Source organism: Glycomyces lechevalierae (assembly GCF_027622945.1).
In the GTDB taxonomy this organism is placed as follows: domain Bacteria; phylum Actinomycetota; class Actinomycetes; order Mycobacteriales; family Micromonosporaceae; genus Glycomyces; species Glycomyces rutgersensis.
On record NZ_JAPZVQ010000008.1, the window covers coordinates 100,430 to 118,290 of the forward strand.

15 protein-coding genes are annotated in these 17,861 nt (G+C 69.2%); 11 read left to right on the forward strand and 4 right to left on the reverse strand.

The annotated features are described in order from the left end of the window. The first annotated feature begins 176 nt into the window (after positions 1-176). A complete protein-coding gene (locus O2L01_RS14380) occupies positions 177-3,911 on the forward strand; it encodes a rhamnogalacturonan lyase family protein (RefSeq protein ID WP_270122645.1) in 3,735 nt (1,244 codons plus the stop codon). A gap of 180 nt (positions 3,912-4,091) precedes the next feature. Next, complete coding sequence (locus tag O2L01_RS14385) at positions 4,092-5,678, forward strand: LPXTG cell wall anchor domain-containing protein (protein ID WP_270122646.1); 1,587 nt, start codon at positions 4,092-4,094, stop codon at positions 5,676-5,678. 45 nt (positions 5,679-5,723) lie between these two features. On the opposite strand, the gene O2L01_RS14390 is transcribed toward O2L01_RS14385, so the two are convergent. The 3 genes from O2L01_RS14390 to O2L01_RS14400 form a co-directional block, all read right to left on the reverse strand. Continuing rightward, on the reverse strand, positions 5,724-6,641 hold the full coding sequence (locus tag O2L01_RS14390) for a YihY/virulence factor BrkB family protein (RefSeq protein WP_270122647.1): 918 nt from the start codon (positions 6,639-6,641) through the stop codon (positions 5,724-5,726). A gap of 45 nt (positions 6,642-6,686) precedes the next feature. Then, positions 6,687-7,145: an RrF2 family transcriptional regulator gene (locus tag O2L01_RS14395; RefSeq protein WP_270122648.1), complete on the reverse strand. Its 459-nt coding sequence runs from the start codon at positions 7,143-7,145 to the stop codon at positions 6,687-6,689. Between the two features lie 107 nt (positions 7,146-7,252). Further along, positions 7,253-7,921, reverse strand: coding sequence for a FadR/GntR family transcriptional regulator (locus O2L01_RS14400; RefSeq protein WP_208497014.1), 669 nt, complete (start codon positions 7,919-7,921; stop codon positions 7,253-7,255). A gap of 286 nt (positions 7,922-8,207) precedes the next feature. On the opposite strand from O2L01_RS14400, the gene O2L01_RS14405 reads away from it, so the two are divergent. From O2L01_RS14405 to O2L01_RS14445, 9 genes are all read left to right on the forward strand, one after another. After that, positions 8,208-9,509: an MFS transporter gene (locus O2L01_RS14405; RefSeq protein ID WP_270122649.1), complete on the forward strand. Its 1,302-nt coding sequence runs from the start codon at positions 8,208-8,210 to the stop codon at positions 9,507-9,509. A 112-nt stretch (positions 9,510-9,621) separates the two neighbouring features. Continuing rightward, a complete protein-coding gene (locus tag O2L01_RS14410; RefSeq protein ID WP_270122650.1) occupies positions 9,622-11,544 on the forward strand; it encodes an acetoacetate--CoA ligase in 1,923 nt (640 codons plus the stop codon). 256 nt (positions 11,545-11,800) lie between these two features. Continuing rightward, positions 11,801-12,436: a TrmH family RNA methyltransferase gene (locus O2L01_RS14415; protein ID WP_344469367.1), complete on the forward strand. Its 636-nt coding sequence runs from the start codon at positions 11,801-11,803 to the stop codon at positions 12,434-12,436. 484 nt (positions 12,437-12,920) lie between these two features. Continuing rightward, on the forward strand, positions 12,921-13,085 hold the full coding sequence (locus O2L01_RS14420) for a hypothetical protein (protein WP_230601565.1): 165 nt from the start codon (positions 12,921-12,923) through the stop codon (positions 13,083-13,085). A 13-nt stretch (positions 13,086-13,098) separates the two neighbouring features. Next, the gene (locus tag O2L01_RS14425) at positions 13,099-13,938 is read left to right on the forward strand and encodes a PH domain-containing protein (protein ID WP_270122652.1); all 840 of its coding nucleotides are present in this window, start codon (positions 13,099-13,101) and stop codon (positions 13,936-13,938) included. 246 nt (positions 13,939-14,184) lie between these two features. Continuing rightward, positions 14,185-14,730, forward strand: a complete 546-nt coding sequence (locus O2L01_RS14430) for a SigE family RNA polymerase sigma factor (protein WP_270122653.1) — start codon at positions 14,185-14,187, stop codon at positions 14,728-14,730. Next, the gene (locus O2L01_RS14435) at positions 14,727-15,923 is read left to right on the forward strand and encodes a hypothetical protein (protein WP_270122655.1); all 1,197 of its coding nucleotides are present in this window, start codon (positions 14,727-14,729) and stop codon (positions 15,921-15,923) included. The genes O2L01_RS14430 and O2L01_RS14435 overlap by 4 nt, the downstream gene beginning before the upstream one ends. A gap of 62 nt (positions 15,924-15,985) precedes the next feature. After that, positions 15,986-16,609 carry a MarC family protein gene (locus tag O2L01_RS14440; protein WP_344469369.1) on the forward strand — a complete coding sequence of 208 codons (624 nt, stop codon included), beginning with the start codon at positions 15,986-15,988 and terminating at the stop codon, positions 16,607-16,609. A gap of 23 nt (positions 16,610-16,632) precedes the next feature. Beyond that, positions 16,633-17,178: a hypothetical protein gene (locus tag O2L01_RS14445; RefSeq protein WP_270122658.1), complete on the forward strand. Its 546-nt coding sequence runs from the start codon at positions 16,633-16,635 to the stop codon at positions 17,176-17,178. 63 nt (positions 17,179-17,241) lie between these two features. Here O2L01_RS14445 and O2L01_RS14450 read toward each other — a convergent pair whose 3' ends face one another. Beyond that, the gene (locus O2L01_RS14450; RefSeq protein ID WP_270122659.1) at positions 17,242-17,469 is read right to left on the reverse strand and encodes a hypothetical protein; all 228 of its coding nucleotides are present in this window, start codon (positions 17,467-17,469) and stop codon (positions 17,242-17,244) included. Between the last annotated feature and the right edge of the window lie 392 nt (positions 17,470-17,861).

Here is a 17,861-nt window from a genome sequence, read left to right on the forward strand (position 1 = left end):
GCAACTCCTCGCAACCCTGCAGCGGCCGCCACACGTATCGACATGTATTGACTTTTGAGATTCCACTCGGTACGGTCCCCTTGGTAGTAAACGCTTGCCCCGCAATCGGCCCATTGATTGAAACGATTCAGTCCCGCTTGCCCGGAAAGCACCCTCCTCTCACTACGGAAGTGACCATGAGGCCCACAACTCCTCCTCCGGCCTCCCGGTGGCGCCGCACCCTCGCGGTGCTGGCAGCCGGGGCCACCGCGCTCGCGGGCGTCCTCTCCGCGGGCGCCCCCGCACAAGCCCAGGATGACGGCATCACCGTCTACCTCGCCTCGGACTCCACCGTCCAGACCTACGACCCCTACTGGGAGCCGCAGGCCGGGTGGGGCCAGGTGATCGACCGCTACTTCGACGAGACCGTCACCATCAAGAACCACGCCATCGGCGGGCGCTCCTCGCGCTCCTTCATCGAGCAGGGCCGCCTCGACGCGATCCTGAACGAGATCCAGCCGGGCGACTACCTCTTCGTCCAGTTCGGGCACAACGACGCCACCGCCTCGGTCCCCGAGCGGTACACCTCGCCCGACGACTACAAGAGGTACCTGCGGGACTACTACATCGCGGGCGCGATCGAGAAGGGCGCCATCCCGGTGCTCGTCACCCCCGTCTCGCGCCGCAGCTTCAACGCCGAGACGGGCGAGTTCAACGTGTCCTTCCCCGAATACGTGAACAAGGTCTACGAACTCCACGAGGAGACCGGCGTCGCGATGGTCGACCTCTCGGCCTCCTCGCGCGCCTACCTCAACGAGATCGGCCCCGAGGAAGCGAAGTCGGTGTTCCTGCACGTCCCGGCCGGGGTCTACCCGAACCGGCCCAACGGCACCGCCGACGACACGCACTTCCAGGAGTACGGCGCGATCCAGATGGCCCGCCTCGTCGCCGAGGAGACCGCCCAACTCGATCTCCCGCTCGCCGAGCACGTCGTGGACGTCGCGCCCCCGGCGAACGTGCCGGCCGCGCCCACCGGCCTCACGGCGGCCACTGTGGCCAACGCGAGCGTGACGCTCAACTGGGACACCGCCGAGGACGCCGACATCTACCGCGTCTTCGTGCGTGAACCGGGCGGTGAATGGCGCCTCGGCTCCACCGCCACCGTCGGCGTCGGCCGCGTCTCGGGCCTCAAGGAGGACACGGACTACGAGTTCGCCGTCGCGGGCGTCAACGGCAAGGGCGAAGGCGAGAAGTCCGCCCACCTCAGCGTCACCACCGCCACCGCCGGCTTCAAGTACGACTTCGGCCCCGCCTCGCAGACCGTGGCACCCGGCTACACCGAGGTCAACCGCGGCACCGCCTACAGCGCCGAGCGCGGCTACGGCTTCACCACGGACATGACCGCCGCCATCGACCGCGACCGCGGCGTCACCACCGACCCGCTCGGCAGCGACTTCGTGGCCTGGTTCGGCGGCTCGTACGACTTCGCCGTCGACGTGGCGGACGGCCTCTACACCGCCCGCGTGATCACCGGCGACTACGTCGGCTCGGCCCGCACCAACGTGAAGTTCGAAGGCGTCGACTACGGCGCGGCGAACGCCGCCTCGAAGGCCATCCTCACCAAGGACTTCGAAGGCATCACCGTCGAGGACGGGCAGCTCGACGTCACCGTCTCCGGCCAGACCGGGCACCTGAACGGCCTCGAGCTCACCCGCATCGGGGACGTCCCCGGCAGCGGGTCCGAAGGCCCCGACGAGCCGTGCACCGAGTGCGCCGAGCAGATCGAGAGCCTCGACCGCGCACCCGTGGCCGTGAGCACCGAAGGCGGGAACTTCCTGAGCTGGCGCAGCCTCACGCTCGACCCGGAGGGCCTGGCGTTCAACGTCTACCGCGACGGCAGGCTCATCACGCCCGAGCCGACGCAGCTGACCAACCTCACCGACCAGGGCGGCACCGCGAACGCCACGTACTGGATCGCCACCGTCTCGGAAGGCGTCGAGACCGGTTACACCAAGGCCTTCGAGGTCTGGGACGACCAGTACATCGACATCGACATGGAGCGCCCCGCCGGCGGTACCACCCCGGACGGGGTCGCCTACGAGTACCGGCCGAACGACGCCACCGTCGCGGACGTGAACGGCGACGGCGTCTACGAGATCATCCAGAAGTGGGACCCGTCCAACTCGAAGGACAACTCGAAGAGCGGCTACACCGGGAACGTCTACATCGACGCGTACACGCTCAGCGGTGAGCGCCTGTGGCGCATCGACCTCGGCCGCAACATCCGGGCCGGGGCGCACTACACGCAGCTCGTCGCCTACGACCTCGACTCCGACGGCAAGGCCGAGCTGGCCCTCAAGACCGCCGACGGCACCGTGGACGGCGAAGGCAACGTCATCGGCGACGCGGACGCCGACTACCGCGGCACCGACGGCCGCATCCTCACCGGACCGGAGTTCCTCACGGTCTTCAACGGCCAGACCGGCGCCGCGATGGAGACCGTCGACTGGGCGCCCGCGCGCGGCGACGTCTGCTCATGGGGCGACTGCTACGGCAACCGCGGCGACCGGCTCATGCTCTCGGTCGCCTACCTCGACGGCGTGCACCCGTCGCTGATCACCAACCGCGGCATCTACGCCAAGACCGAGATCACCGCCTGGAACTGGGACGGCGACAACCTGCCGCAGCTATGGAACTTCACCTCCGACCGCTGGGGCGGGAAGTACCAGGGCCAGGGCAACCACCAGATGTCCATCGCGGATGTCGACGACGACGGGCGCGACGAGATCGTGTTCGGCGCGATGACCATCAACGACGACGGGACGCCGCTGTACTCGACGGGCCTCGGCCACGGCGACGCGCTGCACGTCTCGGACTTCGACCCGTCCAACGAGGGCCTGGAGATCTTCAGCCCCTTCGAGTGCATGGCGTGCTCGGGCAACAAGGCCGCCGCGTTCCGCGACGCCGACACCGCCGAGGTCCTGTGGTCCATCCCGGGCACCCGCGACACCGGCCGCGGCGCGTGCGGCGACATCGACCCGAACTACGCGGGCGCCGAATGCTGGGCCGTGAGCGCCACCGGCGCGTGGAACTCGCGCGAAGGCGAACTGCACGCCGCCGACGGCACCCTGATCGGCACCACGATCCCGTCCGCGAACTCGATGATCTGGTGGGACGGCGACCTCGGCCGCGAGATCTTCGACCACGAGTTCAACGAGCCCGACTACGTGCCGATCTACCCGTACATCGCCGACTGGGACTACGAGACCGGCGCACAGGAGGAGATCTTCACGCCCGAAGGCGTGGACACCAACAACGGCACCAAGGGCAACGCGGTCCTCACCGGCGACCTGCTCGGCGACTGGCGCGAGGAGGTGATCCTGCGCAAGGAGTCCAACGACGGCGTGCGCATCTTCACCACCTCGATCGCCTCGGACTACGCCATGCCGACGCTGATGAACGACCCGCAGTACCGCCTCGCCGTCTCGTGGCAGAACGTCTCGTACAACCAGCCGCCGTGGCCGAGCTTCTTCCTCGGCTACGACATGGAGGCCCCGGTCTGGGAGACCGTCACCGCCGGCCCGGCCCGCGACACCGCCGCCGCCCCCTACGCGGCCGCCTCCTGCTCGGTCGAGTACGACGTGGTCGCCGACTGGGGCGACGGCTTCGTCGTCCAAGTCAAGGTCACCAACACCGGCGACACCGCGATCGGCGAGTTCGACCTCGCCTGGAAGTCAGGCGGCGTCACCTCCGTCGAGCACGACTGGGGCGGCACCATCGCCATCGACGGCGACGCCGTGCACGCCGACCCGGCCTTCTGGAACTACCCCCTGAAGCCGGGCCAGACCAAGCAGATCGGCTACCAAGGCACCGGAGACCCGCACGACCCGGGCATGTTCCTCATGAACGACCAGGTCTGCGCCACCGCCTAGCCCACAACTGAATGAAGCACGGCCCGGACGCATCGCGTCCGGGCCGTACTCGTGCTCACCGGTAACACTTCGATAAAGACTCCTAAACGGATGAACCGCTGAGGCCGATGTGGCGTGTTGCCTCTGCTGGGCAAATGCTTGCCAGCCCCCCTTCGAAGACCCCGTTCATCAAGGAGATCCATGTCCACTCCCGATCCTCGTCGGCGATTCGCCCGGCGCACGGCCGCGGCCCTCGCCGCTGCGGGCCTCGGCATCGGCGTCGCGGCCCCGGCCGCCAGCGCCGAAGAGGCCCCCTACGACTTCCAGACCGGAGCGTTCCCCGAGGCCGAGTACTGGTACACCGACGGCGCGCACGTCGGTGTGCCGCAACCCGGTTCCTTCTACGCGAACCCGTTGCTCGAAGGCGATGAGACCATCGCGAGCTTCGAGGCCACGCTCTCGGTCCCGTCCCAGTACGGCATCACGCTGATCACCGAGGACGAGAACTGCACCTCGGACGGCACCACCATCGCCTGCCTCTACGTCGACACGACCTGGGGCGCCGAGGTCGATTTCGACCTGGTGGCCGATGGCGGGATTCCCGCGGGCGAGGAGATCGAGTACACGATCAGCGTCACCGCCGACGGGTACGACACCGAGTACTTCTCCGACCTCTGGCAATTCGAGACCGAGGAGGACGAGTACATCTTCTACGACGTCGAGGCCTCCGGTTTCACGGATGTCGAGCCCGGCACCTCGGTCACCCCGGAGATCGCCATCGCGAACCCCACTGACACGACGTTCAAGGGCACGTACGTGACCCTCACCGCCGACGAGGAGTTCTTGACGGTCGCGGCCGACTACAGCAACTGCGGTGAGTTGGAGCCGGGCTATCTCGTCTGCGTGCTGCCCGAGTTCTCCCCTGAACCGGGCACGGTCTACGAGCTGGACCCGAACACGCCGGTTACCGTGACCCTCGCGGAGAACGCGCCCGGGCCGATCACGTACCGCGCCTGGTTCGAAGCCTCGCCCGTCGGTCCTTTCGACGAGGTGGACTTCTTCGACGCCGATGAGGAACTGGCGTTCGTCGAATCCGATCGGGACAGTGTCGAGGGCTGGGGCCTGATCGAGATCGAGTCCGCCGAGAATCTGTACGACCTCGCGGTGAGCGACCAGGTCGTCGGGTCCTCGACCCTCGCGATCCCGGTCGGGAACAACGGCCCCGCGGCGGCATTCGCGCGCCAGCACCCGGGTAGCGGCGAGGGTGGCTTCACCGTGAGCGTCCAGTTGCCGACCGGCGTCACGATCGGTGAGACCGACGAGGGCGTGATCGACGGCGGCTCGTACTTCTGCGCCGTGGCCGACGCCTTCGATTGGTTCGATGGGATCGACCCGGCGGTCTACGGTGTCGAGCGCCTCGACGTCCAGTGCTGGATCTACGACACGATCGCCGCCGACGGCGCGGTCGAGATCGAGCTTCCTGTCGTCATCGCCGACGGCGCCTCCGCCGCTGACGGTCTCGTCGTCGCCCAGCTCGACACGACCGGTTGGGACTTCGACGAGTTCGAGGAGAACTGGCCGGACCTGAGCGAGGAGGACTACCCGGTCCTCGACGCCGACCTCGAGAACAACACCGCCAAGCTGTCCGTCGGCGACGGCAGCGGCTCCGGCCAGCTGCCGGTCACCGGCAACGCGCTTACTGCGGTCGTGGGCGCCGCCGCCGCGGCGCTGGTCGCCGGTGCGGTCCTGTTCGTACTGCGTCGCCGCAAGGCCGCCGCGAACTGGTAACGAGTGGTTGATCGACGGCCCGGACGCATCGCGTCCGGGCCGTCGCTATTTCTCGGGTTTGTGGAGGCGGCCCGACTCGTACGGGATGGGGGTGCGCTCGGCCAGGTCGATGGCTTTGCCGCGCAGGGAGGTCGCGGTCCAGGAGGCGGCGAGGAGCATCATCACGTTGAAGAGGTAGAGGAAGACGAGGAGACCGACGGCGGTGGTGACGGCCTGGTAGGCGGGGCGGTCGGAGACGTGGAGGACGTAGATGCGGCCCACGGTCTTCAACAGCTCCATGCCGATAGCGACCGCGACGGAGGCCCAGACGACCCGCCGCAGGGGCATGACGACCCGGGGGAGGGCCTGGAGGAGGACCATCGCGAGGAGGGCGTTCGCGATGAGGCCCACGAGGATCGAGATGCCGCGGACGACGAGGGCGAGGTTGCCGGTGGCCTCGTCGAGATTGAACCAGGCGAGCACCCATTCGGCGCCGGCGGTGGCGCCGATGGTGATGAGCAGCAGTACCGAGATGCCGATGAGGATCAGGAAGTCGATCGCCCACCGCAGGAACGGGTTCCCCGGTTGCGCGTCGAGCCCCCAGATCTGCCGGATCGCGGCCCGGACCGACTGGACCCAGGCGACCCCGGCGACGACGAGCGCCGCCGAAGCGAAGATCGTGACGGACTTGCGGGAGCTTTCGAGGACGCCGATGTCGATGACCGGCAGGTTCTGGGAGAGCCACGACTCGACGGACGCGTAGATGTCCGGGAAGTTCAGCAGGTAACCGAAGATCGCCAGCGCGAGCAGCGACATCGAGAACGCGGCGAAGAAGGCGTAGTACGAGATCGCGGCGGCGAGCTGGCCGCCGTGGACCTCGCCGTACCGTTCGCCCGCGCGCCAGGAGTGGTCCACCAGATTGGACCGTTTTCGAGCCCCGAGGAGGACGCGGTCCCACCAGGCCCCCAAGTCAGGGAACTTCACGAGCCGATTCTGCCAAAGCCGGAGCCGCGGGCGCGGCCCGACGCGTCAGGGGCGGATGACCCAGGCGTCGGGGTCTTCGAGGAGTTTGGTGACGGAGGTGGGGAGGTCGTCGTTCGCGACGGCCGCGAGGGAGACCGATTCGAGGATGTTGCGCTCGGAGACGCGCAGGGCGATCCAGACGTTGGTCATGGCGGCGGCGGTGCCGGTGTAGGGCACCTCTTCGGGCCGTTCGCCGCGGACGCCGACAAGCGGGCCGTCGACGGCGCGGATGACGTCCGCGAGGCTGATCTGGTCGCCGGGGCGGGCGAGCTGGTGGCCGCCTTCGGAGCCGCGTTTGGAGGTGGCGATGCCGCCGCGGCGGAGCTGGAGCAGGATCGATTCGAGGAATTTGCGGGGGATCCCCTGGTCATCGGCGATCTGCTCGGCGGAGACCCAGCGCTCGCCGTATCCGGCGAGGGCCACGGCGGCCCGCAGTGCGTAGTCGACGCGGGCGGACAGGCGCATGGGGACTCCTTCGATCTCGAGCGGCTGTATTGACTCTATCTCCCTGATGCGGCTTTCCTACCGGCTCAGGGGAGTGCCTGTGAGCCGTCCGGCCCGTTGGCGGTCAGTCAATCGTCGATGAGCAGGCGCAGGTACGCGGCGGTCTCGGCGGCGGCGAGGTCGGCGTCCCCGGCGATGATGGCCTCGATGGCGCGGGAGTGGTCTATGTGGGGTTCTTCGGCGAGGTTGGGGCCGAGGCCGGCGCGGACGGTCTCGCGGAGGGAGTCGGCGAGTTCGGAGTAGAGCTCGGCGAGGAGCTTGTTGTGGCTGGCTTCGGCGACGGCCTGGTGGAGGGCGATGTCGGCCGCTATGAACGACTCGGTGTCGTTGACCTCGTGGGTGGCCTCGCGTTCGGAGAGGAGGATGCGCAGGCGGGTGATGTCGGCTTCGTCGCGGCGGTGGGCGGCGAGGCGGGCGGCTTCGACTTCGAGGCCGCGGCGGACCTCCATGGCGTCGGAGGCGGGGCTGGCGGCGATGCGGCGGCGGACGGCGGCGGTGACCTCGGAGCGGCCGACGACGAAGGTGCCGGCGCCTTGGCGGATCTCGAGGAGGCCGGCGTGGGCGAGGGCGCGGACGCCTTCGCGGATGGTGTTGCGGCCGACGCCGAGGAGCTCGGCCAGTTCGCTCTCGGTGGGGATGCGCGAGCCGAGGCCCCATTCGCCGTCGCTGATCTGCTGGCGAAGCTGCTCGATCACCTGATCGACGAGGGCGGACTTGCGTGTCGACTGCAATGCCACTGACGGACCTGACCTCTCCGGAGCGTCCATGGCTTGCGGGGGCCCGCCATGGGAGGGTGCGTGTTTCCCAACACTAGGAGGATTAAAGCAGACAGCCGTCGCGATACCGTTGACAGGCCGTCAATTCATCCTATGAATTGACTCCATCCTATCCCAGCGCCCACGGCGAAGCCTGCGAGCCGCAAATGCGTACTGAAGTGTGGACAAGCGTCCGCCGAACGGTTGGATAACGGTTACCCCCACCGGACCCCGCCCGCCTCCGCCCCACCCGGAAGGAGCCGTCCGCGTGACGACGACCGATGCGCCCGCGACCGGTGTTGAGAACCCCGTCGAGAACCCCGTCGAGAACCCCGTCGAGCACCCCGCCCCCACCCCGCACGCGGAACTCGCCGATCCTCCGGCCCCGACCAGAACGGCCGCCGTCGCGGCCGGCTGGATGCTCGTGGCGGGCGTCGTCCTCGCCGCCTTCAACTTCCGCACCGCGGTCACCAGCGTCGGCGCGATCCTCGCCGAACTGCGCACCGGCCTCGGCATGTCCGAGACCGTGGCCGGGCTCCTCACCACCCTCCCGGTCCTCGCCTTCGCCGGCCTCGGCGCCTTCGCCCCGCGCCTCGCCCGCCGCTACGGCCCCCGGGCCCTCCTCACCGGCGCGCTCCTGGTCATGAGCGTCGGCATGATCGCCCGCGCCTGGGCCCCGAACACCGCGCTCTTCCTGCTCTTCAGCCTCCTGGCGCTCGCCGCGGGCGCGGTCGGCAACGTCGCGGTGCCCGTGATCGTCAAGCGCTACTTCCCGAACCGCATCGGGCTCATGACCACCGCCTACTCCACGACGCTCGCGGTCGGCACCGCCGTCGCCGCCGCCGCGACCGCCCCGATCGACCACCTCACCGGCGACTGGCGCCTCGCGCTGGCGGTCTGGGCGCTCCCGGCGCTCATCGCGGTCGTCCCGTGGCTGCTGTGGCGGCCCGGGACCGCCGCGGCCGGGGCCGCGCCGATCGGCCGCCTCGACGGCGTCCGCCGCTCGCGCCTGGCCTGGATGATGCTCGTCGTCTTCGGCAGCCAGTCGGCGATCGCGTACATCCTCATGGGCTGGACGACGACGATCCTCGTCGCGGACGGCATGGCCCCGGCCGCCGCCGGGTCGATGCTCGGCCTGCTCACGATCGTGCCGATCCCGATCTCGGTGGTCGTCCCGATCCTCACCGTCCGCTGGGGCCCGCGCCCGGTCTTCCTCGCCCTCATGGCCTGCTACCCGCCCGCGATCGCCGGGATGTGGATCGCCGGAGGCGGCCCGCTCACCTGGCTGTGGATGGCGCTGTTCGGCATCGGCACCTCGGTGTTCCCGCTGGTCCTCACCCTGTTCGGGCTGCGGGCCCGCACGCCCGCCGGGACGAGCGCGCTGTCCTCCTTCGCCCAGTCCGGCGGCTACCTCATCGCCGGGGTCGGGCCCCTCGCCGTGGGCTGGGTCTACGGCCTCACCGGCTCGTTCTCGGCCCCGTTCGGGTTCGTGGCCGCGCTGACCGCGGTCCTCTTCTGCGCGGGCCTCTACGTGATCCGCGAGCGCTACATCGAAGACGAGCTGGAATAACTGAATAGGGGGACGAAACCGCCGAAACGGACGCCCCCGCAAGGCAGGCCGAGGCTTCCTCGTGACACGATAGTGCTGTGGACCACACTGTTGTGGATATCGGGGAGGCGACGTGACCAACGAGGTGCTGTGGCTGCCGCGGCCTGACGCGGTGGAGACGACGAACATCGGGCGGTTCAGCCAGTGGCTGTCCCGCCGGGAGGAGCGCGACCTCACCGCCTATCCGGCCCTGTGGCAGTACTCCGTGGAGCACCTGCGCCCGTTCTGGGGCGCGATCTGGGAGTACTTCGGCCTCGGCAAGACCGTGCCAGAGCACCGGGTCCTCGCGGACGAGACCATGCCCGACACCGTGTGGTTCCCCGACGAGACCTTCAACTACGCCCGCGCGGTGCTCACCGCGCCCGGCGTCGACGAGGACGACGTCCTGGTCCGCGCCTACTCCGACACCCGCGAACCCGTCGAATGGACCCTCGGCGAGCTCCGCGAGGCCGTCGCCCGCGCCCGCGCGGGCCTCATCGCCCACGGCGTGCGCCGCGGCGACCGCGTCGCGGCCTGGATGCCGAACATCCCCGAGACCTACGCGCTCATGCTCGCCACCGCGAGCCTCGGCGCGGTCTTCTCCAGCTGCGCCCCCGAATTCGGCGCCAAGGCCGTGCTCGACCGCTTCACGCAGATCGAGCCGAAGGTCCTCGTGGCCGTCGACGGCTACAAGTACGGCCCCAAGACCATCGACCGCACCGCGGACCTGCGCCGCGTCGCGCGCGGCCTCGAAGGCCTCGGCTCGCTCATCACCCTGCCGTACATCGGCGCCGAGGTCGAGGGCGAGACCTGGGACCGCTTCTGCGCCTACGACGAAGGGGTCGCCTTCGAACCCCTCACCTTCGACCACCCGCTGTACATCCTGTACTCCTCGGGCACCACCGGCCTGCCCAAGGCGATCGTGCACTCCCACGGCGGCATGGCGATCGAGCACGCCAAGATGCACTCGCTCCACCACGACCTCGGCGTGGGCGACCGCTTCTTCTGGTACTCCACCACCGGCTGGATGATGTGGAACTACCTCATGTCCGCGCCCATCGTGGGCGCCGGCGTCGTCATGTTCGACGGCGCCCCCGACCCCGCCGGAATATGGCGCCTCGCCCAGGAGTCCGGCACCACCTACTTCGGCACCAGCGCCCCCTTCCTCATGGCCTGCCGCTCCCGCGGCATCAAACCCATGGAAGAGGCCGACCTCTCGCTCATCCGCGGCATCGGCTCCACCGGCGCCCCGCTCCCGGCCGTCGGCTTCGACTACGTCTACGAGCAGATCAGCGAGACCGCCCAGCTCCAGTCCCTCTCGGGCGGCACCGACCTCTGCACCGGCTTCATCGGCGGCGCCCCCACCGTCCCGGTCTGGCGCGGCGAGCTCTCCTGCCGGTGCCTCGGCGCGGACGTGCAGTCCTTCGACCCCGAAGGCCGCCCCGGCATCGGACGCGAAGGCGAACTCGTCATCGCCTCGCCCATGCCCTCCATGCCCGTGGGCCTCTGGGGCGACCCGCTCAAGCACCGCTACCGCGACACCTACCTCACCGACTTCCCCGGGATCTGGCGCCACGGCGACTGGATCACCATCACCGACCGCGGCTCGGCCGTCATCTCCGGCCGCAGCGACGCCACGCTGAACCGCGGCGGCGTGCGCATGGGCACCGCCGAGTTCTACGCCGTCGTCGAAGCCATCGAGGGCGTCGCGGACTCCCTCGTCGTACACCTGGACGACCCGGGCCAGGACCGGCTCCTGCTCTTCGTCTCCTGCAGCGAAGGCGCGGAGCTCGACGACGACCTGCGCCGGCGCATCAACACCGCGCTCCGCGAGCAGCTCTCGCCCCGGCACGTCCCCGACGAGGTGCGGCAGGTCCCCGCCGTCCCGCGCACCCTGAGCGGCAAGAAAGTCGAGGTCCCGGTCAAGAAGATCCTCAAAGGCGTGCCCCCCGAAGAGGCCATCGCACGCGACGCGCTGGCCAACCCTGACGCGCTCAAGGCGTTCATGCGGACATGACCGAGACCTGAGTGACAAGGGACGCTCAATAACCCGATTTCCTTACGCGGCAAGGGAATTCAGTGAGGTGTGTGCCCGATCGCAGGCGTCCGGCAGATAGTATGCAACGCGTCGCCCCGGTCGGTTTCCCCCGTAGCCGCCGGGGCGGCGCTATGTCTCGGGCCCGCCTCGGCGGCCCCTGTGCTCCAATAGGCGCGTGACTGACACGACCGGCCCCGCCCAGCCCCCGCACGACGCGAGCGAACCCGAGAACCCCGTGTTCGAGGACCCCGCGCTGGAGGCGGTCGGCGTCGGCCCCTGGGAGGGCCCGCTCCCCGCAGGCGAGCACTACGACCCCGACCTGCTGCGCCTGGGCGACCGCCGCAACGTGGTCGACGAGTACCGGTACTGGACCCGGGAGGCGATCATCGCCGACCTCGACCAGCGCCGCCACGAGTTCCACGTCGCCATCGAGAACTGGCAGCACGACTTCAACATCGGCACCGTCGTGCGCAACGCCAACGCCTTCCTCGCCGAGTCCGTCCACATCGTCGGCAAGCGCCGCTGGAACCGCCGCGGCGCGATGGTCACCGACCGCTACCAGCACGTCCGGCACCACGCCACGGTGGAGGAGTTCGTCGCCTGGGCCCGGGACGAAGGCCTCGCGGTCGTGGGCATCGACAACCTCCCCGGCTCCGTCCCGATCGAGACCACCGCCCTGCCGCGCAGGGCCGTCCTCGTCTTCGGCCAGGAGGGCCCCGGCCTCTCCGAACCGGTGCGCGAGGTCTGCTCGATGATCTGCTCCATCACCCAGTTCGGATCGACCCGCTCCATCAACGCCGGCGTCGCCAGCGGCATCGCCATGCACGCCTGGGTAAGGGAACATGTGTTCGGTCAGCGCCCGACGAGATAGCGCTGCCTGGCGGCGGTCGCAGGGATAACACGGCCCGTCGGATATCCGACCGCCCTTGGGGCTACACGATGTCGCACCCCGGTGGCACTCTGGAATGGAGCACCCGCGTGCTCGGGAGGTCCGAAGGCGACGACGCCTGGGTACACCGCGTCGCGGCGCGACTCCCCACGGGGCGTTCGCGAACGGCCGGTGTCGGATACCTGACGCTTCCATAGGGTCAAGGGGTGCGATGCGCCTACATTGAGCCAATGGCAGGTTACTTGGGGTAAGCTCCCGGAGGTACAAGCGAATAGGTTGAATCCGCTGGTAGATAGGCGGAGTCGGGCGAAAGTGGCACCACCGCGTTACGCTGATCCCGGCACCCGGGCCGCACGGTTCGCACCGTTGGGGCCCAGACAAAACTGAAAGCCGAGTCCTGCTCGTACGGTAGACTCGTGCCAGCCTGCGCCAGACGAACGATCGGCCAGGACCCTTGACGGGAGGGGTGAGGAAGTTGAAGAAGTTTCTGACTTGGGGCGGACTTGCGTTCCTGGTGTTCTTTGTAGCCTTCAGGCCAGGCGAAGCCAGCGACGTGGTCGGGAACCTCGCAGGCGGAATCCTCGATGCCGCAAACGGTTTCGCGGCGTTCTTCACGAACCTCGTGACCTGATAGCGACGGCACTATGACCGATTCCGGTGCAGGCGGCTCGGGGGACAACAAGGACACCGAGCCGCTGGAACCCCCTAGCCCCCGCGCCCCCTCCGACAGTCCCGCCCCGGGCGCGGAATCCCCCACGCGCGAATTCAGCTTCCCACCGGGAACCGCCGGATCCGCGCCCGCGACCGCCGCGAGCGACATCGACGGCGTCCGCTTCGACGACGGGCTCACCGCCGGACTCGGCGGCGGCCTCCTCGGCGGCGTCCGCGCCCCGTCCGTGCCCGACGTCCCCTCCCCGATCTCCGCCCGCTATCTCTTCCCGACCGAGAAGTACCGCGGCGAGTGGCGCCGGCACTGGGTGCACCTCATGCCCTGGTACCTCGTCGGCACCCTCGCGACCTTCATCATGGGCCTCGCCTCCGGCATGCTCACGAAGTCGGACTACGAGAGCCGCGGCACCGCCGTCACCGTCACCGTCCTGGTGTGGCTGCTCATCCTCGGCTTCGTCGGCTGGAAGATCCTCGACTGGTACATGGACAGGTTCATCCTGACCAACAAGCGGATCATGCTCATCCAGGGGGTCATCACCCGCTCGGTGGCCATGATGCCGCTCGGCCGCGTCACGGACATGAAGTACGCGCAGACCCCGATGGGCCGCATGCTCAACTACGGCGAGTTCATCATCGAGTCCGCCGGCCAGGACCAGGCGCTGCGCAACGTCCCGCACCTGCCGAACCCGAACGAGCTCTACCTCCAGATGTGCGAGGAGATGTACGAGCCCGAGGCGGTCGACGAGCGCGAGGCCGAACCCGAAGAGGACCTGATACCCGAAGGGGAGCCCGCGCCGAAACCGGCAGACGCCTGAGGCCGCGCTCCCGCGTTCACCGTCCGCACACCCGCCGACACCGTCGGCGGGTGTTCTTCGTCCTGGTCATGACGCAGATCAATGCAACGGATGCCGGGACCCGAGGGGTTGCACCTACTTCGTATACTCAGTTTCTATCCGACCCACGGTTGCCAGGAACACCCATCTCTTGGCAGAATTCCGCCCGGTGGCGCAACCGCCCGCCGGGGTGATGTCGTCTGTTCTTCGACCCCCCCAGGGAGACTCGTGAGCGAGGTCAAATCGTCCCAGGACGAGGAGTTCCGCGAGTACGTGGCGGCTCGCTCCGCCGCGCTGCACCGTGCGGCGTATCTCCTGACGGGGAACTGGGCGACAGCGGAGGACCTGGTGCAGACGACCTTGACGAAGACCTACCTGGCGTGGAGCCGGATCAGGACTACTGATTCGGTCGACGCCTATGCCCGCCGCATCCTCTACAACACCAACGCCTCCTGGTGGCGCAAGCGGTCCAACCGCGAGAAGCCCACCGAGGTGTTCGAGGACCGGCCGGACCACTCGCGCGACTTCACCGAGCACTCGGCGGTGCGCGACGCGATGTGGCGCCACATCGCCGCCCTTCCCAAGCGCCAGCGCGCCGTCCTCGTCCTCCGCTACTACGAGAACCGCACTGACCAGCAGATCGCCGAGATCCTCGGCATCTCCGTCGGCACCGTCAAGAGCCAGGCCTCGCGCGCGCTCGCGGGCATGCGCAAGCGACTCGGCACGCCCACCGAAGCGCTCGGCCTCGCGATGGAACCGAGGAAGGCGGCATGAGCGACGACATAGAGTCCCTGCTGCGCAGCGGGCTGGCCGAACGGGCCGACGCCGCGCCCACCTTCGACGACCCCGGGCTGGCCGATCTGGCCATCGCCGGGGCCGGCCGCATCCGCCGCCGCCGGCGTGCGGCCGCCGCCGCGAGCGGCGCGGGCCTGCTCGTGCTCGGCGCCGCCGTCTTCGTGTGGCAGCCGTGGCTCGTGCCCGACGACGAGGGCGAGAACGGCGTGATCGCCGCGGACACGAACGCCACCGAGGTGCAGGACGAGTTCGCGATGGAGTTCCTCGTCGCGGATCCGGACGGCTACTCGGTGCTCACCGAGAACGGCGACACCATCCCCTACGGCGGCGAGGAGCCGCCCGGCGACATCTACAAGCTCGCGGGCATGTACATGACGGAGACCGCGACCTCCGTCGTGACGGTCAGTCTCGACGGCGAGGGTGCAGAGATCGACAAGCCCTCGGAGGCCGAGACCTACACCAAGATCAACGGCGTCGGCGACCGCTTCGCGCTGGTCACGCCGAACTCGGACTACACGGCGGAGGAGTACTCGCTCGTCGACGTCTCCCTCCACGAGCCGACCGAGGAGTCCGGGTTCACGACCAACTACGCCGTGACCCTGGAGGACTGGGACGACACCACGGCCGTGTTCACGACCGACCTGTACTCGACCGCCACCGGTGTCGCGAAGGGCTACTACTTCAACGAGGAGCTCGATCTGGGCCTCGAGTCGGTGAGCGCCGCCGGGTTCGAGACCGCGGTCCTGGTCGACACGACCGACCCGGAGTTCGTCTGCGTCTCCGACCTCGACGCCGCCGGCGAGGCCAGCGGCCAGGAGCAGTGCGGCCCCGTCGACAGCGACGCGGTCGTGCAGTCGCTCGCGATCGCCGAAGAGGGCGCCCCCGCGGGCGTCGAGGCCGATCCGACCCCGCTCGTCGAGCGGGTGATCGGGAACGTGCAGTCCATGGAGGATCCCGAGTTCTCGCCGCTGGACGACCTCGACCTGGGGGAGTACCAGCAGCAGTACGACAGCGCGTCGGAGTACTGGACGGATCCGAAGGGCGAGTGGCAGATCGCCGGCACCCGCGACGCCGACTCCTGGCTCCTCATCGACGCGTCCGGCGAGAAGCCCGTGGTCTCCGAACTCGAGCCGCCCGCGAACGCTGTGATGCCCATCCTGAGCTACACCTAACACGGGTGGTCGAATCCGGATCTGTGACCGAGCGGACTTGACATACTCGCAGCGTGGGTGGAATCGAATACTTGCTGACGGTCATGGTGACGCTCTTCGTCATCATGGACCCGCCGGGGATCGTGCCGATCTATCTGGCCCTCACGGGGACCATGGATCAGCGCGAGCGCAACCGGGCCGCGCTCCAGGCGACGCTGCTGTCCTTGGGCGTGATCTCGCTGTTCGCGCTGCTCGGCCAGCAGATCATCAACTACCTCCACATCGACCTGGCCGCGCTCCAGGGCGCGGGCGGGCTGCTGCTGCTCCTCGTCAGCCTCCAGCTCCTCACCGGGCAGGCCGACGAGCCCTCGGGCACGGCCACTTCGAACATCGCGCTGGTGCCGTTGGGCACGCCGCTGCTGGCCGGGCCGGGCGCGATCGTCGCGGTGATCCTGTTCGTGCAGCAGGCGCCGTCGCACGCGGACTACCTGTGGATCGCGTTGGCGATCATCGTCATCCACATCGCGATCTATCTGGTCATGCGCTTCTCGGGGTTCCTGGTGAAGATCCTGCGGCGCGGCGGCATCGAGGTGCTGACGCGGATCGCGGGCGTGCTGCTGGCCGCGATCGCGGTGCAGCTCATAGCAGATGCCGTGATGGGCTACGTCGAACTCTTCGAAAGTTCTGCCGGGGCTACCGGCTGGTGATTGTTTAGGGTTCAATAAACCCCATGCCGACGATTCTCAATCTCCCTCTGCACCCGCTGGTGGTGCACGCGCCGATCATCCTGGTCGGGCTGCTCGTCCTGGGCGGCCTCGCCTATCTGCTGATTCCGCCGCTGCGCCAACGCATCGGCTGGGCCGTGGCGGCGCTGGCGCTGGTGGCACCCGCGTCGGTGTACGGGGCGATCCTGACCGGGCAGGAGCTCGCGGACTACAACGAGCCGGACGGCTGGTCCGAGGCCGTCACGCAGCACCACGACTACGCGTACTGGCTCTTGTGGACACTCCTGGCGCTGGTGCTGGTGTGGTTCCTGTTCGCCGGCCTCGACCGCGGCCGCCGCGCGGCCCGCGCCCGCGACGGCGGTGCGTCTGCTCCCGCCGAGGACGGCGAGGGCGCCGCTGCCGGCTCGTCCGACCCGGCGGCGACCGGACGGAAGGTCGTCATGTTCGTCGTCGGGGTCGCGGCGTTCGCGCTGCTGCTGCTGGCGGGCTGGTGGCTGTTCCAGACCGGCCACGCGGGCGCGGAGATGACCTGGGGCGGCCTGGTGCGCTAGGGCGCGAAGCGAAGACGACGGCCCCGGCCGGGTTGACGCCCGGCCGGGGCCGCTGCGTTCCGGTCAGTGGGTGAGCAGGCCGACGATGAGCACGGTGAACATGAGCGCCACGCTCACCAGGGTGATCCAGTGGGTCACGAGCCGCGCGCGCTGCTCGGCCGCGGTGATCGCGGCGTGGTCCTGCGGCGGCAGCGCCCGGGGCTCACTCGGCAGCGCCACGGCCTCGACCCGCCAGCCGGGAGGCGGCGGCACGTTGACGGGCGGCCCGTCGTACTCGTTGCGGTCGCTCATGCGGGAAAGCCTAGCGCTGGAGCGCAGGAGAAGGCGTGGGTCGTCGGACGCGGTGGACTGGTGCGAGACGGGTGTCCGAGTCGTCCCGCACGCGAGGTCGGGTGTGTCGGAATCGAAGGTCCCCCGGTTCAACGATGGCGCGGAGGTACGACGGTTCCGGGAGCGTGTCCGGCTTGTCCCGCACCCGGGGTCGGGTGTGGCGGATCGGCGCGCCCCCCGAATCAACTGTGGCGCGGGGGTGCGACAGCACGGTTGGGGGCGATGCCGAGCGACGGACGCGGACGCGAGAACGGCTCGGGCCGGTGAGATCCGATCGGATCTCACCGGCCCGAGCCGCTTCGCTTTTGCCGCTTAGGCGGGCGACGGGCGGTCGCTGTGGCGGGGGGGGGGGG